The 15,411-nt window shown below is 69.9% G+C and carries 15 protein-coding genes; 5 read left to right on the forward strand and 10 right to left on the reverse strand.

What is annotated here, in order from left to right; genetic code table 11:
* Nucleotides 1-236: 236 nt before the first annotated feature.
* Nucleotides 237-1,580 (forward strand): UDP-glucose dehydrogenase family protein, encoded by a 1,344-nt coding sequence (locus tag SPR02S_RS46775; RefSeq protein ID WP_019063964.1) that lies wholly within the window; start codon nt 237-239, stop codon nt 1,578-1,580.
* A gap of 160 nt (nt 1,581-1,740) precedes the next feature.
* Here the strand turns inward: SPR02S_RS46775 and SPR02S_RS46780 are convergent, their stop codons facing one another.
* On the reverse strand, nt 1,741-2,253 hold the full coding sequence (locus SPR02S_RS46780; protein ID WP_019063965.1) for a CGNR zinc finger domain-containing protein: 513 nt from the start codon (nt 2,251-2,253) through the stop codon (nt 1,741-1,743).
* Between the two features lie 103 nt (nt 2,254-2,356).
* Between SPR02S_RS46780 and SPR02S_RS46785 the strand changes: the two genes are divergently transcribed.
* Both SPR02S_RS46785 and SPR02S_RS46790 read left to right on the forward strand, forming a co-directional pair.
* Nucleotides 2,357-2,734, forward strand: coding sequence for a VOC family protein (locus tag SPR02S_RS46785; protein WP_019063966.1), 378 nt, complete (start codon nt 2,357-2,359; stop codon nt 2,732-2,734).
* A 34-nt stretch (nt 2,735-2,768) separates the two neighbouring features.
* Entirely contained in the window at nt 2,769-3,152 is a 384-nt protein-coding gene (locus SPR02S_RS46790; RefSeq protein WP_019063967.1) for a VOC family protein, read from the forward strand.
* 10 nt (nt 3,153-3,162) lie between these two features.
* Here SPR02S_RS46790 and SPR02S_RS46795 read toward each other — a convergent pair whose 3' ends face one another.
* The 4 genes from SPR02S_RS46795 to SPR02S_RS46810 form a co-directional block, all read right to left on the reverse strand.
* Entirely contained in the window at nt 3,163-4,305 is a 1,143-nt protein-coding gene (locus SPR02S_RS46795) for a dipeptidase (protein WP_019063968.1), read from the reverse strand.
* Nucleotides 4,306-4,448: 143 nt separating this feature from the next.
* Complete coding sequence (locus tag SPR02S_RS46800; RefSeq protein WP_026151511.1) at nt 4,449-5,627, reverse strand: dipeptidase; 1,179 nt, start codon at nt 5,625-5,627, stop codon at nt 4,449-4,451.
* Between the two features lie 23 nt (nt 5,628-5,650).
* Entirely contained in the window at nt 5,651-6,187 is a 537-nt protein-coding gene (purE, locus tag SPR02S_RS46805; protein WP_078623216.1) for a 5-(carboxyamino)imidazole ribonucleotide mutase, read from the reverse strand.
* Nucleotides 6,184-7,323 (reverse strand): 5-(carboxyamino)imidazole ribonucleotide synthase, encoded by a 1,140-nt coding sequence (locus SPR02S_RS46810; protein WP_019063971.1) that lies wholly within the window; start codon nt 7,321-7,323, stop codon nt 6,184-6,186. The genes purE and SPR02S_RS46810 overlap by 4 nt, the downstream gene beginning before the upstream one ends.
* 163 nt (nt 7,324-7,486) lie before the next feature.
* On the opposite strand from SPR02S_RS46810, the gene SPR02S_RS46815 reads away from it, so the two are divergent.
* Nucleotides 7,487-8,020, forward strand: coding sequence for a GtrA family protein (locus SPR02S_RS46815; RefSeq protein WP_019063972.1), 534 nt, complete (start codon nt 7,487-7,489; stop codon nt 8,018-8,020).
* Nucleotides 8,021-8,036: 16 nt separating this feature from the next.
* Here SPR02S_RS46815 and SPR02S_RS46820 read toward each other — a convergent pair whose 3' ends face one another.
* Entirely contained in the window at nt 8,037-9,314 is a 1,278-nt protein-coding gene (locus tag SPR02S_RS46820; RefSeq protein WP_026151512.1) for a sensor histidine kinase, read from the reverse strand.
* Nucleotides 9,315-9,442: 128 nt separating this feature from the next.
* Nucleotides 9,443-10,120: a response regulator transcription factor gene (locus tag SPR02S_RS46825; RefSeq protein ID WP_174447603.1), complete on the reverse strand. Its 678-nt coding sequence runs from the start codon at nt 10,118-10,120 to the stop codon at nt 9,443-9,445.
* Nucleotides 10,121-10,454: 334 nt separating this feature from the next.
* Between SPR02S_RS46825 and SPR02S_RS46830 the strand changes: the two genes are divergently transcribed.
* A complete protein-coding gene (locus SPR02S_RS46830; protein WP_019063975.1) occupies nt 10,455-11,951 on the forward strand; it encodes an oligopeptide:H+ symporter in 1,497 nt (498 codons plus the stop codon).
* 118 nt (nt 11,952-12,069) lie between these two features.
* Here SPR02S_RS46830 and SPR02S_RS46835 read toward each other — a convergent pair whose 3' ends face one another.
* Genes SPR02S_RS46835 through SPR02S_RS46845 form a run of 3 tightly spaced genes read right to left on the reverse strand, consistent with a single transcriptional unit; the run spans nt 12,070 to nt 15,370 of the window.
* A complete protein-coding gene (locus SPR02S_RS46835) occupies nt 12,070-13,401 on the reverse strand; it encodes a hypothetical protein (RefSeq protein WP_019063976.1) in 1,332 nt (443 codons plus the stop codon).
* A complete protein-coding gene (locus SPR02S_RS46840) occupies nt 13,398-14,516 on the reverse strand; it encodes a hypothetical protein (RefSeq protein ID WP_019063977.1) in 1,119 nt (372 codons plus the stop codon). The genes SPR02S_RS46835 and SPR02S_RS46840 overlap by 4 nt, the downstream gene beginning before the upstream one ends.
* A complete protein-coding gene (locus SPR02S_RS46845) occupies nt 14,513-15,370 on the reverse strand; it encodes a COG1470 family protein (RefSeq protein ID WP_019063978.1) in 858 nt (285 codons plus the stop codon). Before SPR02S_RS46845 ends, SPR02S_RS46840 begins: the two co-directional genes overlap by 4 nt.
* Between the last annotated feature and the right edge of the window lie 41 nt (nt 15,371-15,411).

Below are 15,411 nucleotides of genomic sequence, written 5' to 3' on the forward strand. Positions count from 1 at the left end.
CTGACGGGCGGTACAGGTCGAAGTCAGCCGATCCGGCCAAGGTCTCTCACGCTCCAAGGACGCTGTGATGACGGTGCTCATTACGATGACGGTGCTAATTACTGTTAAGTAACCCAAATTTTAGGGGCCCGCCCACGGGAGGGATACGTGAGCTTGGCGACAGGGGGAAAGGTGCCCGTCAGGACCTCCGACTATGCTCGGGCGCGCATCGCCCCCGTACCCCTTCTGGAGCATTCATGGCCCTCAAGATCACCGTGATCGGCACCGGCTACCTGGGCGCCACGCACGCCGCGGCCATGGCCGAGCTGGGCTACGAGGTGCTGGGTCTGGACATCGTCCCCGAGAAGATCGAGATGCTCCAACGGGGTGAGGTCCCGATGTACGAACCGGGGCTCGAGGAGCTGCTGCGCAAGCACGTCGCCGGGATCGAGGGCTCCACCGGGCGGCTGCGCTTCACCATGGACTGGGCCGAGGTCGCGGAGTTCGGCGACGTCCACTTCATGTGCACCAACACCCCGCAGAAGCACGGGGAGTACGCCTGCGACATGTCGTACGTCGACCGGGCCTTCGAGCTGCTCGCCCCGCACCTCACGCGCCCCGCGCTCGTCGTCGGCAAGTCCACCGTGCCGGTGGGTTCGGCGGATCGGCTGGCCGCCTATCTCGCCGCGCACGCGCCCGTCGGCGAGGACGCCGAGCTGGCCTGGAACCCGGAGTTCCTGCGCGAGGGGTTCGCCGTCCAGGACACCCTGCACCCGGACCGGATCGTCGTCGGCGTCCGCAGCGAGCGGGCCGAGAAGCTGCTGCGCGAGGTGTACGCCACCCCGGTCGCGGCCGGATCGCCGTTCGTCGTGACGGACTTCCCGACCGCCGAGCTGGTGAAGACGGCCGCGAACTCCTTCCTCGCCACGAAGATCTCCTTCATCAACGCGATGGCCGAGGTCTGCGAGGCCGCGGACGGCGATGTGGTGAAGCTGGCGGAGGCGATCGGGCACGACGAGCGGATCGGCAAGAAGTTCCTGCGGGCCGGCATCGGCTTCGGCGGGGGCTGCCTCCCGAAGGACATCCGGGCGTTCATGGCGCGGGCCGGCGAACTGGGCGCCGACCAGGCCCTCACCTTCCTCCGCGAGATCGACTCCATCAACATGCGGCGGCGCGGCCAGATGGTCGAGATGACCCGCGAGGCGCTCGGCGGCGGCTCGTTCCTGGGCAAGCGGGTCGCCGTCCTCGGCGCGACCTTCAAGCCCGACTCCGACGACGTACGCGACTCCCCCGCACTGAACGTCGCCGGCCAGATCCACCTCCAGGGCGGCCAGGTCACCGTCTACGACCCGAAGGGCATGCCCAACGCGCTACGGCTGTTCCCGACGCTCGGGTACGCCGACACCGCCGTAGAGGCCGTGCGCGGCGCCGACGTCGTCCTGCACCTGACGGAGTGGCGGGAGTTCCGCGAGCTGGACCCGGCGACGCTCGGCGAGGCCGTACGCGCCCGGGTGGTCCTGGACGGCCGCAACGCACTCGACCCGGCGCTGTGGCGGAAGGCGGGCTGGACGTTCCGCGCGATGGGGCGTCCCACGGCGTAACGCACGATCGGGGCGATGGGCCGTCCCACAGCACAACGCACGGCTGGACGGACGACGCCGGTCCGGCCGAGGCTCAGTCGGCCGGACCGGCGTCTGGCTGCATTCTGCACCACTGCGCCGTGCTGGGCGCGGTGACCGCCCAAGTCGCCTTCCACGAGGGCTACTTGGACCGATACCTGCGCATCTTCGCGCGCGCCCCGCACACCGCCATCGAGCACCAGCGGCCCCTGCCTGCCGGGCTGCGGTCGTAGTACGCCCAGTGGCAGGTGGGGGCTTCGCAGGCTTTGAGGCGGGGCCAGGTGCCCTCGGCGAGGGAGCGGGCGATGGCTGACGCGACGCGGGAGAGCAGGGGGTCCTCGGCGGCGGATGTATCGGCGGGCTTGATGTGGGCCGAGCCGTCATCGGCATCGATCGCCACCAACAGCGGGGCCCGTGACAGGAGTTCGCCGAGCGGGGTGGTCGCGCGGTGTGCGGGGTGGCCCGCGTGGGCGAGCAGGGTGGCGCGTAGGGACTCGCGAAGTTCGCGGGCCGCCTCCGCCTCTCCCTGGGTGAGTCCGAAGCGTGCGCGGCCATCCTCCGTGTCGAGTTCGTCGGCGCCCGCCTCGATGTCCAGCGTGTTGACCAGGGCCTCGATCAGGGCGAGGTCGCCGGGGGCGGGAACTCTCTCACTCATGTTTACGACCACTCATGCTTGCGACGTTACCTCCAATGCGGGAGCATGCAGTAACCGTCGTTACCGGATAATGCCGTGAACAGGTAACAAGGAGGAGTCCGTCATGACCGACCCCACCCCCATCGCCGAGCTGGGTGCCGTCGTCCTGGACTGTCCCGACCCGCGCGCCCTCGCCGCCTTCTACACCGGGATCCTGGGCGGCACCGTCGAGGACGAGGACGGCGGCGACTGGGTGGACCTGAAACTGCCCGGAGGTCGGACGCTGGCGTTCCAGGCGGCGCCCGGGCACGTACCGCCGAAGTGGCCCGCGTCCGGCGACTCCCAGCAGTTCCATCTCGACCTGACCGTCATCGACCTGGACGCGGCCGAGAAGGGCGTACTGGCGCTGGGCGCGACGCCGCTGGACACCGAGGACCGCTCACGCGCCTGGCGTGTGTACGCCGACCCGGCGGGGCACCCGTTCTGCCTCTGCGCCTGCTGAGACCGCCGACACCGCCGACATCAGGGAGATCACCATGTCCGCCGTCGCACGTTTCCGTTCCACCGTGCTGGACTGCCCCGACCCGCTCGCGCTCGCCGAGTTCTATGCCGGGATTCTCGGCGGCACACCCCACGTCGCCCACGACGAGTGGGTCGTACTCGATGTTCCGGGCGGGCCGCGGCTGGCCTTCCAGCGGGTGGCGGAGTATGTCCCGCCGGAGTGGCCGCGCGCGGACCGGCCGCAGCAGTTGCATCTCGACTTCGACTCCGGGCCGACCTGGGAGGAGCTGGAGGTCGCGGAGGCGAAGGCGTTGGCGCTCGGCGCGCGGCCGTTGCACCAGGAGGACAAGGAGGACTTCCGGGTGTACGCCGATCCGGCAGGGCATCCCTTCTGCCTCTGCCGGATCGACCACCCGTAGGTCCTGAGCGCTACCCGTCCAGCTCGGCGATCTTCGCCGTCGACGGCTCGCGGCGCTGCTGGGCGGCGCGGGCCGTGAAGTCGGCGCTGCGCAGGGCGCGTTGGACGTTGCCCCAGCTGAGCAGGGCGAGGTCGGGCTCGGACCAGCCGCGGTGGAGGAGCTCGGCGATGAGGTTCGGGTAGCAGGAGGCGTCGGCGAGGTCCTGCGGGTGGGCCGTGCCGGCGTCGTACGTGCCGGACAGGGCGACGCACTCGCGGCCCGCGACCTCGTGGACGTGGTCGAGGTGATCGGCGACGTCCCGGACGGACGGGCCGGTCTGCTCGGCGGTGAGCGGCACCATGCACAGGCCCTTGGCGGCGCCGACCGCGGCGAGGAGTTCGTCGGAGAGGTTGGCCGGGTGCGGGCGCAGCGTGCGGGCGGCGGAACGGGTGAACAGCACCGGTGCCTTCGAGACAGCCAGCGCGCGGCGGATCGTGCCGTCGGAGGCGCCGGAGAGGTCGGCGAGCACGCCGAGCCGGTTCATCTCGCGGACGACCTCCTCGCCGAACCGGGTCAGCCCGGCCTCGCTCGCCCAGGACACCCCGGCCAGCGTGAGGACCCGTAGCCCCAGCGCGTGCAGGGAGCGCAGGATGCCCAGGGAGTCGCCGAGCGCGGCGGCTCCGGCGGGGCCCAGCAGCACGGCGATACGGCCGCAGTGACGCACGTCGGTGGTCTCTCCGGCGGTGTACGCGAGGCGCAGGCCCTCGGGGTGGGCGCGGACCACCGTGTTCACGAGGTCGAGCTGCTCCAGGGTGGCGCCGACCGCCCGGTCCCCGTCGAGGCCCTCGGGCAGGTGCAGCGACCAGAACAACGCGCCGACATGCCCCTCCCGCAGCCGCGGCACATCGGTGTCCACCGAACTCTCCCCCAGCTCCAGGTCGAACCACGGCAGATGCCGCAGCGCCCACGGCAGCCCGCTGTAGCCGTCCGCGACCGGGTGCGCGGCGAGGATGGCGTGCGCGCGCTCCAGCGGGGCGGCGGCCGGGTCGGAGACGGGGTCGTACGGTTCCGCGGTGTCCGGCGGGAAGACCCCGGCGGGGAAGGGCTCGTGGACCAAGTCGTCGAGCTCGCCGACCTCGGTCGTCGCGTGCAGTTGGTCCTGGAGGTCGGCCATGGCGGGGCTCCGTACGTCGTTACGGCAGTACGGTCACCGTCGCACGCTGACGAGGGGGCTACCTGGTGGGCGGGGCGTTCGGGGTACGGGGGGCGGGACGGCCGGTCACCCGGGGGCCGCCCCGCCCTGAACGAACCGTCCGGTCAGCCGTCCAGCGACTCGATCGTCGCGTTCGACGGCCCCCGCGTCGCCTGGATCTCCCGTGCCACGTCCTCCGCCGCGCCCAGCACCCGTACCGCGTTCTGCCAGGTCAGCTTGGCGAGGTCGGTCTTCGACCAGCCGCGGTCCAGCAGCTCGGCGATGAGGTTCGGGTAGCCGGAGACGTCGTTCAGGCCGTCGGGGGTGAAGGCCGTGCCGTCGTAGTCGCCGCCGATGCCGAGGTGGTCGACGCCCGCGACCTCGCGCATGTGGTCGAGGTGGTCGGCGACGGTGGAGACGGTCGCGATCGGGCGCGGATGGAGCTCCTCGAAGGCGTGGTGCACCTTCATCGCCTCTTCGGTGGTCTCCAGGTGGTGCAGGCCGTGCGCGCGCATGTTGTCGTCGGCCGCGGCCGTCCAGTCCACAGCGGCCTGGAGCACGAACTTCGGTACGAACGTCACCATGGCCATGCCGCCGTTGCCCGGCAGCCGCTCCAGCACGTCGTCGGGGATGTTGCGCGGGTGATCACAGACCGCCCGGGACGACGAATGGGAGAAGATCACCGGGGCCGTCGACGTGTCCAGCGCGTCGCGCATCGTCGTCGCCGCGACGTGCGAGAGGTCGACGAGCATGCCCTCGCGGTTCATCTCCCGCACGACCTCGCGGCCGAACGCCGACAGGCCGCCGACCCCCGGTTCGTCCGTCGCCGAGTCCGCCCAGGCCACGTTGTCGTTGTGGGTGAGCGTCATGTAGCGGACGCCGAGCGCGTACAACCCCCGTAGCGTGCCGAGGGAGTTGGCGATCGAGTGGCCGCCCTCCGCCCCCATCAACGAGGCGATACGACCCTCCCCGCGCGCCGACTCCATGTCCGCGGCGGTCAGCGCGGGCGCCAGCTGCTCCGGGTACCGGGCCAGCAACTGCCGTACGCAGTCGATCTGTTCGAGCGTCATCGGCACCGGGTCGGGCAGGTCCGAGCGGACGTACACCGACCAGTACTGCGCGCCGACGCCGCCCTCGCGCAGGCGCGGGAGGTCGGTGTGCAGATGGGCGTTCTGGTGTACGGCGATGTCGCGGGCGTCGAGGTCGTAGTTGACCTGCTTGCGCAGCGCCCAGGGCAGGTCGTTGTGCCCGTCGACGACCGGGAACTCGCGGAGCAGCTCCCGGGCTTGATCCAGTGACGTCATCCCCGTGTCCCCCGTCATCCCCGTCACTTCCCGAAGCCGAAACCGCTGCCCGAGCCCTCGACCTTGGTCCGCAGGCGCTTGCCCTTCTCGGTGGCCTGGTCGTTCAGTTCCTGCTGGAACTCCCGCATACGGACGAGGAGTTCGTCGTCGTGCGTGGCCAGGATGCGGGCGGCGAGCAGGCCCGCGTTGCGCGCACCCGCGACCGAGACGGTGGCGACGGGGACACCGGCCGGCATCTGCACGATGGACAGCAACGAGTCCATGCCGTCCAGGTACTTGAGCGGTACGGGCACACCGATCACCGGCAGCGGACTCACCGAGGCGAGCATGCCGGGGAGGTGGGCGGCGCCGCCCGCGCCCGCGATGATCACCTTGAGGCCGCGCCCGTCGGCCTGCTCGCCGTACGTGATCATCTCGCGCGGCATGCGGTGCGCGGAGAGGACGTCGACCTCGTACGCGATCTCGAACTCGTCGAGGGCCTTCCCGGCGGCCTCCATGACGGACCAGTCGGAGTCCGACCCCATGACGATTCCTACGACGGGTCCTGCGACGGAGCTCATTCGGTGATCGTGCCTCTCAGATAGCCGGCTGCGTGGCGGGCGCGGTCCAGGACGTCGTCCAGGTCGTCGCCGTAGGTGTTGACGTGGCCCACCTTGCGGCCGGGCTTCACGTCCTTGCCGTACATGTGGATCTTCAGTTGGGGGTCCCGGGCCATGCAGTGCAGGTACGCGGAGTACATGTCCGGGTAGTCGCCGCCGAGAACGTTACACATCACGGTCCAGGGGGCCCGCGCGCGTGGATCGCCCAGCGGGAGGTCGAGGACCGCGCGGACGTGGTTCGCGAACTGGCTGGTGATCGCGCCGTCCTGGGTCCAGTGACCGGAGTTGTGCGGGCGCATGGCGAGTTCGTTGACGAGGATGCGGCCGTCGCGGGTCTGGAACAGCTCGACGGCGAGGTGGCCGACGACCCCGAGTTCCTTGGCGATGCGCAGCGCCATCTCCTCGGCCTGGAGGGCGAGGGACTCGTCGAGGTCGGGGGCGGGCGCGATGACCGTGTCGCAGACGCCGTTGACCTGCTGGGACTCGACGACCGGGTAGGCGACGGCCTGGCCGTGCGGGGAGCGTACGACGTTCGCCGCCAGCTCCCGTACGAAGTCGACCTTCTCCTCGGCGAGGACCGGGACGCCGGCGCGGAAGGGTTCGGCGGCCTCCTCCGCGGAGTCGACGACCCACACACCCTTGCCGTCGTAGCCGCCGCGGACGGTCTTGAGGACGACGGGGAAGCCGTCCCCCTCCGCCGCGAACGCGACGACGTCCGCCGGGTCGCCGACGAGGCGGTGCCGCGGGCACGGCACGCCGATCTCGACGAGCTTCGTGCGCATCACGCCCTTGTCCTGGGCGTGCACGAGCGCGTCCGGGCCGGGGCGCACGGGGATGCCGTCCGCCTCCAGGGCGCGTAGGTGCTCGGTGGGTACGTGTTCGTGATCGAAGGTGATCACATCGCAGCCCCGCGCGAAGTCACGCAGCGTGTCGAGGTCGCGGTAGTCGCCGATGACGACATCGCCGACGACCTGCGCCGCGGATTCCTGAGGGGTGTCACTGAGGAGCTTGAATTTGATGCCGAGCGGGATGCCCGCCTCGTGTGTCATACGAGCGAGCTGCCCCCCGCCGACCATGCCGACTACCGGGAACGTCACTCCCCCAGGGTATCGGTCACGCCGGGGCGGCCTGATTTCCGTACCTCTTACCGTTCTTTTCCGGGTCTCTTCCCGACCTGTGAGCCGCTTCACGGGCGGCGGGGGAAAGCGGTGGTTAGCATGGCTGGGTCGAGAATCCGAGAAGACAGGGGCCTGCACAACCATGGAGCCTGGTTCCGAAGGGCCTTTCAAACGGCTCGCCCGCGAGGTCGCCAAGTTCGGCGCGGTGGGCGTGGTGGGCACCGTGGTGAACTTCGCGGTCTCGAATCTGCTGTGGCATCTGACCAGCCTGCAGGCCGTGCGCGCCAACGTGATCGCGACGATCGTCGCCATCGCGTGCAACTACGTCGGCTTCCGGTACTTCACCTACCGTGACCGCGACAAGAGCGCCCGCACCAAGGAACTGAGCCTGTTCCTGGCGTTCAGCCTGGTCGGCCTGGTGATCGAGAACGGCATCCTGTTCGCGGCGATCTACGGCTTCGGCTGGGACAGCTCGTTGCAGCGCAACGTCTTCAAGGTGCTCGGCATCGGCATCGCGACGCTGTTCCGCTTCTGGTCGTACCGCAGCTGGGTGTTCAAGGCGCTGCCGACCGAGGACGAGGACGCAGCCGGGACCGGGGAGCCGATCGCGGAGCCCTTTCTGAAGCAGAAGCAGAACCCCGAGCCGCTGCCCCGCCCCAAGCAGCACGTGAGCTGAATCCCCCACTCCCGCGCTAGCGGACCGTGGGCTCGTCCTCGTCCACCGGCAGCCGCTTCGTCGGCGGCGTACGCGACAGGAAGAGCCCGAACACCGGCGGCTGCGCCTGCAGCATCTCCAGCCGCCCGCCGTCCGCCTCCGCGAGGTCACGCGCGACCGCGAGGCCGATCCCCGTGGAGTTACGGCCGCTGATCGTGCGCTCGAAGATGCGGGCGCCGAGGTCGGTGGGGACGCCGGGGCCTTCGTCCGTGACTTCTACGACGGACTGGTTGCCGGTGACGCGGGTGCGCAGGGCGACCGTGCCGCCGCCGTGCATCAGGGAGTTCTCGATCAGCGCGGCCAGCACCTGGGCGACGGCGCCCGGGGTGCCGACGGCCTGGAGATGCCGCTTGCCCGAGCTGACGATCGCGCGGCCCACCCCTCGGTAGGCCGGGCGCCACTCGGCGAGCTGCTGCTGGATGACCTCGTCGAGGTCGAAGGAGACGGCGGAGCCGGTACGGGGGTCACGCGCGTTCGTCAGCAGCCGCTCCACGACGTCCGTGAGCCGCTCGACCTGCGTCAGCGCGATCGTCGCCTCCTCCTTCACCGTGTCCGGGTCGTCCGTGAGGGTGATCTCCTCCAGGCGCATGGACAGCGCGGTGAGGGGCGTACGCAGCTGGTGCGAGGCGTCCGCGGCCAGCCTGCGCTCGGCGGTGAGCATGCGGGCGATGCGCTCGGCAGAGGAGTCGAGGACATCGGCGACCCGGTCCAACTCGGGGACGGAATACCGCTTGTGCCGGGGACGCGGGTCACCCGACCCGAGCCGCTCGGCGGTCTCCGCGAGGTCGGTGAGCGGCGAGGCGAGCCGGTTGGCCTGCCGTACCGCGAGCAGTACGGCGGCGACTACGGCGAGCAGGGCGACGGCGCCGATGATGAGCAGCGTCCGCCCGACCTCACGGGTGACGGTCGAGCGCGGCTCCTCCACGGTGACCGTCTCGCCCTCCTCGCCCTTGGCGGTGGAGCGGATGACGTCACCGGTCGGTTTGGTGCCGACCGCGATCACCGGGTCGCCGGGGATCCGGATCACGGCGTACCGATCCTCCGTGACCTGCGTCCGCAGCACCTCGGAGTCGACGATCTCCGCCCCGAGAATCCGACTGTCCACGATGCTGGCCAGCCGGAGCGCCTCGGAATCCACCCGTTCCTGGGCGCTGTTGCTGATGGTCCGCGTCTCGACGATGACAAGAGACACACCGAACACGGCGATCACCACGAGCACCACGGCGAGGGTGGACTGAATAAGACGACGACGCACGGCCACTCTCCGAGAAACGGCGACTTCAGCGCCCCGAAAGGGGCGCGGGGAACTGCGCGACCAGCCCTAGACGGCGGCCAGTCGCGCACACCACACCAGCCACCCACGTCGCAACGCGCGTAGCCGACCTAGCTCTTCTCGAACCGGAAACCCACACCCCGCACCGTGGCGATGTACCGAGGGTTGGCCGCATCGTCACCGAGCTTCTTCCGCAGCCAGGAGATATGCATGTCGAGGGTCTTGGTCGACGACCACCACGTCGTGTCCCACACCTCGCGCATCAACTGGTCCCGGGTGACAACCCGCCCGGCATCCCGCACAAGAACGCGCAGCAGGTCGAACTCCTTGGCGGTGAGCTGGAGTTCCTCGTCGCCCATCCACGCGCGGTGGGACTCGACGTCGATACGGACGCCATGCGTGGCGGGCGGCTGCGCGGGCTCCGCGGCGCCGCGCCGGAGCAGCGCCCGGACGCGGGCGAGCAGTTCGGCGAGCCGGAAGGGTTTGGTGACGTAGTCGTCGGCGCCCGCGTCGAGGCCGACGACGGTGTCCACCTCGTCGGCGCGCGCGGTCAGGATGAGGATGGGGACGGTGTGGCCCTCGGCGCGCAGTCGGCGGGCGACTTCCAGGCCGTCCATACCGGGCAGGCCCAGGTCCAGGACACACAGGTCGATGCCGCCCTGGATGCCGGCATCGAGGGCTGTCGGTCCGTCCTCGCGCACCTCGACCTCGTAACCTTCCCGTCGCAAAGCGCGGGCCAGCGGCTCCGAGATGGACGCGTCGTCCTCGGCGAGCAGTACACGGGTCATGAGCTGATGGTAGTCCGCCTTGGACAGCGGTCGAGGTGTGATCGCCACGAGTGATTCTTACCTTGGGGCAAGTCGGATTCGCTGCCGTGAAGAATCCGGGCCGAACCTGTGTCTGTGCGGTGCGATCCTTGTATCCACCTTCGAAAGGCCGACCACGGTTCCACTATTCCCTGTGATCGATGTCTCAAGTCCTTCCATATCCGGCGGTGTCCTGCCGTATGGTGGCCTGACCGCCTGTAGTGACACTGAAGACCTTTGGCGAGCATTTACAGCTGAAGGTCTCTTTTGTGTGCTGCCCTCTCAACCAGCACGGCCCGACCAGCAAGGATCGATCATGGCGTCCAGCCTGACGAAGGACTCGGTGACTCCGGGCACCCCCGGTTCCGATACGACCTTCTTCGGCCACCCCCGCGGACTGGCCACTCTCTTCATGACCGAGATGTGGGAGCGATTCTCCTACTACGGCATGAAAGCTCTGCTCCCGCTGTACCTGGTGGCACCGGGCGGCCTGCACATGAGCGCGGCCACCGCTACCGCGATCTACTCGGTGTACCTGTCCCTCGTGTACCTGCTCGCCCTGCCCGGCGGCTGGTTCGCGGACCGTGTCCTCGGCCCCCGCAAGACGGTCGCCGTCGCCGGCGTGATCATCATGATCGGCCATCTCACCCTGGCCCTCCCGTCCTCGGGCACGTTCTTCGCGGGCCTGGGCCTGGTGGCGGTCGGCTCCGGTCTCCTGAAGGCCAACATCTCGACGATGGTCGGCCACCTCTACGAGGGCCCGGACGACCCGCGCCGTGACGGCGGCTTCACGCTCTTCTACATCGGCATCAACATCGGCGCGTTCGCCGCGCCGCTGGCCATCGGTACCGTCGGTGAGAACTACAACTGGCACCTCGGCTTCGCGCTCGCCGCGGTCGGCATGGCCATCGGCCTCGCCCAGTACCTGCTCGGCACGCGCCACCTCAGCTCCCGCTCGGACCTCGTCCCCACGCCGCTGTCCGCCGAGGAGAAGGCGCTCACGCTGCGCAAGTCGGCGCTGTGGGCGGCCGTCGCCGTCGTCTTCTACGCGATCGTCGGCTTCTCCGGCCACTACACGCTGAACTGGCTGCTGGTCCCGATCACGATCGCCGGCCTGCTCATCCCCGTCGTGGTCATCGCCCGCATCAAGCGCGACAAGGACCTCGACCGCGCCGAACAGTCGAAGATGTCCGCGTACATCTGGTTCTTCGTCGCCGCGGCCGTGTTCTGGATGATCTACGACCAGGGCGGCTCGACGGTGTCCCTGTTCGCCGACTCCTCGGCGAAGAACACCGTCTTCGGCTGGAACTTCCCGATCTCCTGGTACCAGTCGGTCAACCCGGTCCTCATCATGGCCCTGGCCCCGGTCTTCGCCTGGGCCTGGCTGGCCCTGGCCCGCCGTGGCAAGGAGCCGAGCACGGCGACCAAGTTCGCGATGGGCCTGGTCCTGATCGGCGCGTCCTTCTTCCTCTTCCTGGCCCCGCTCGCGATCGCCGACGGCGGTCACAAGACGGCGGCGATGTGGCTGGTGGCGATCTACTTCGTCCAGACGGTCGGCGAGCTGACCCTCTCCCCCGTCGGCCTCTCCGTCACCACGAAGATGGCCCCCGCGAAGTACGCCTCCCAGATGATGGGCGTCTGGTTCCTCGCGGTGACGGCGGGCGACGCCACCACGGGCCTCCTGTCCATCGCCGGCGTCGACCTGAACAAGACGGGCATCGTCGCGTTGCAGGCCGTCCTCGCGGTCCTGGCAGGCGTGGCGGTGTGGATGTACCGCAAGAGGGTCAGGGAACTCATGGGCGACGTGCACTGACGTTCTTCCACTGACGTTCGTCCACGGCTACGCGACAAAGGGCCGCTGCATCCCTCGGGATGTGGCGGCCCTTTTTGTGTCCCCGGCGTTTTCCAGTGAACGTCGGGCCCGCGCTCGTCTACCGCAGCCGCCTCCGTCCCGGCAGGAACGTGAACACCGCCACGCCCAACAGGATCGCCGTACCGGAGACAAGGCCGAGCGCCTTCAGGCCGCCGTGGCTGTCCGAGCCCGTCTCCGCCAAGCCTCCCGAGGTCGATGTCGACGTACCGCCCGTTGTCGTGGAACCGGACGCGCCGCTCGCCTGTTCCGTCGTGTCGAGGGTCAGGGAGACCTCCGACTTCGTGGGTGTGCAAGTCGTCGTCGTGCCGAGGGCGTTGACCGTGAGGACGCCGGGTGACAGCGTCGACGTGCCGCTCGCGCCGGGTTTGTAGGTGCCGGTCAGGTCCGGGATGTCGATCGGGTCGCCGGACTTGATGGCGGCGGAGTTGGTCGGGCCCTCGACATGGACCGTGCCGCTGTCGGCGCCGCCCAGGACGACCTCCATCGACGGTTTCACGGAGTCCGCCGGGATGTCGGCCGGGCTGTCCATCACCGACCCGTTGAACTTCACGGTGAGGTCGTAACTCCCGCCGTCCTTCGTGGCGTTGATCTGCACGGGCGAGGTCGCGCTCTTGTCACCGATCGGCGTCTTGCACGCGTAGGGGACGGAGACCTCCTTGCCGGTGAAGTCCGTCTGCCCGGTCCCGGTGCCGTCGCTGGAACTCGCCGACACAGACGCGGATGTGGATGCCGATGCCGACTCGGAATCCGAGTCACTGGGCGACGGAGATGCCGACGTCGAGTCCGATGCGGTCGGGGACGTACTCGACGAACTGCCGTCCCCCGCCGTCACATTGATCGTCGCCGAAGGCGAGACCGTCGCCGTCGGCGCGCACTTCGTGTCCGTCGAGAACGCGTTGACCGTGTACGCGTCCGGTGTCAGCGTCACCGACCCCGCCGTCGTCAGTTTCAGCGTGCCCTTCATGTCGGACAGGGTCATCACCGCGCCCTTGGGGATCGCCGGGTTCGTGCGCGGGCCCAGCATCGCGATGTCGGCGGTCTGCGCGCCGCCCGCCTTCAACGTCCCGGACGGCTGGACCGAGTTGGCGGGCAGGTCGATGATGTCGGGGTTCTTGGACGCGGCCTGGGTGAACTTCCAGACGACGTCGACCGTGTCGCCCACCTTCGCCGTGGCGGGCGCGGTGATCTCGACCTTGGTGGTGCCGTCGACCGGGTCGATGCCGGCGGGCGGTACGCAGTGGGTGGCGTAGGACACCTCGGCGGCCTGCGCGGCCTGGGCGCTCAGACCGAGCGCGAGGCCCGCACCGCCGAGGACCAGCGCGAACGCGGCCGCGCCCGCTCTCCGTACACCGCCTCCGTCGGCCGGTATGACTCTCCTTCGCTTGCTCACGTAAGTCCCTTCCTGGTGGGAGTCGTCGGACTCGTCGGGCTGTCGTCGTGCGGTGCGGAGAGTCGACCGGCCGCCGTGCCCGGATCCGAATCCGGGGTGAACCACGGCAGGGTCGAGGTCGCAGGGGCCGCCTCGGCTGCTTGCCGGGACGCGGGCGCCTTGCCGAACTTCGGCATGCGCAAGGTGACTTGGGCAGGCACGTGCAGGCTCCGGTGCCGGGGCGGGCCCATGCTGCGGGCCGCCTTGCGTGGCCGTAGCCGGTCCACCACGGCCATCCCGACGCGGAACACCGCCGCCGGTACGACCACGCAGAGCAGGATCCAGAACAGGGTCACGCCCCAGGGGCGGCCGACTCCCCATGGCTGTTCGGCGAGCACCCGGCCGCCGTACTTCATCGAGACGGTGTAGTCGCCGTGTGCTCCGGCCGAGAGTTCTACGGGGAGTTTGATCTCCGCCTTCCCGCCGGGCGCGATCGTGCCGTTGAACTGCTGGTCGTCCCACTGCGGCGCGAACACCCCGTGGGAGGTGCCGACTTGGAACAGGGGGTTCCTGACGGCGGTCGAGCCCGCGTTGCCGACGGTGAAGACCAGCGTGCGGGACGGTGGCGCCCCGAACCAGGTCAACAGCCCGCTCGAACCGTCCAGTCGGGGGTCGGAGAGGACCGACAGCCGTCCGGTCGACGGCTCCGCGGGGAGTGGTTCGACCGCGTGGCCGGCCACCTGGAAGACCGTGTCCGCGGACGCGCTCGCCCCCGTCACCGTCGCCACATGCACCACACACGGGCACGGCACCGGCGGTTCGGACACCGGCAGCTTCTTGCTGAAGATGCCCTTGGCGTCCGTCGTTACGGCTCTACCGTCCGCGTTCGCACAGGAGTTGGTGCCGCCGATCACCCCGCGCGCGGGCGTCGCCTGTCCGCAGATCAGCACCATCAGCAGGGCGCGCGCCCGCCAGCCGCTCCCGGAGACGGTGATCGAACCGCCCGCCCCTGCTTGTGTTTTGGAGAGCTTCACCGTCGGCCCGCCCGCCGCCGCGGCAGTTGTCGCCCCCGCCAACGGCAGCAGAAGCAGCGCGAGCACCGCCACCAGCGCCGGAATCCGCACCTTGCCGCTCACATCCCCACTCCCGTCAACTCGGTCTGCGTGTACGGGTGTTCGGCCTTCGCATCGCCCTCATCCGTACGGCGCCGTCGTAGTCGCAGCCGTAGTCGTACGAGAAGCAGCGCGGCCCACGCCGTCAGCGCGCCCCCGGACCCCGCCACCGCGCCCCATGGCGCGAACCGTGCTGACACGGCCGCCGTGTCCTGTGCGCCGCCTGGCGCCGTGACCGTGAGGTGTACGTCGACCGCGTCCAGGGTGGGGTGGTCGGGCCAGGGTTCGGTGAGCTTGAGGCGTTGGCCTGGCGGGAGTTGGACCGGGAGGGTGCGGGGGGTGCGGTCCAGGAGGGTGCCGAAGACGCCGGTGGCGTGGACGGCGAGTTTCGGGGTGAGGGGGGTGGTGCCGCGGTTGACCACTTCGTAGGTGATGCGGTTGCCGTGGACGGCCACGTGCTCGACGGTCAGTGCTGACAACATCGGGCCGGATACGTGGAGTTGGAGTCGTGCAGTCGCCTCGCGACCGCTCGCGTCCCGCGCGACGATCGTGGCGGTGTGGTCGCCGGGGGCGGCTGTCGTCGGGACGTTCGCCGTGAAGGGGATGTCCGCCCGGGTGCGGGCCGGGACCCGAACTCCCGTGTCGGCGAAGGTGATCGGGACGCCGGTGGCGTGCAGTCGTACGGTGACCGGGTGGGTGGTGGGGTTGGTCACGGACACCGTGTCCTGGAGGTGCGTGCCGGGCTCGCCTTCGGCGTAGAACGTCGGGCGTCCGCCGCCCGCGGGCGCAACGGTCCATCCCTCGGCGGCCGTTGCGGTCGGTGCGGCCGCAAGGAGGGCGAGGAGGGACAGGCACAGGACGCGGGCGGTCGACAGCATGGGCGGCTCCATAGAACAGGTGCGGCGCGAAGCGCCCCGAA

The organism is Streptomyces prunicolor NBRC 13075, from assembly GCF_000367365.1.
Taxonomy (GTDB): domain Bacteria; phylum Actinomycetota; class Actinomycetes; order Streptomycetales; family Streptomycetaceae; genus Streptomyces; species Streptomyces prunicolor.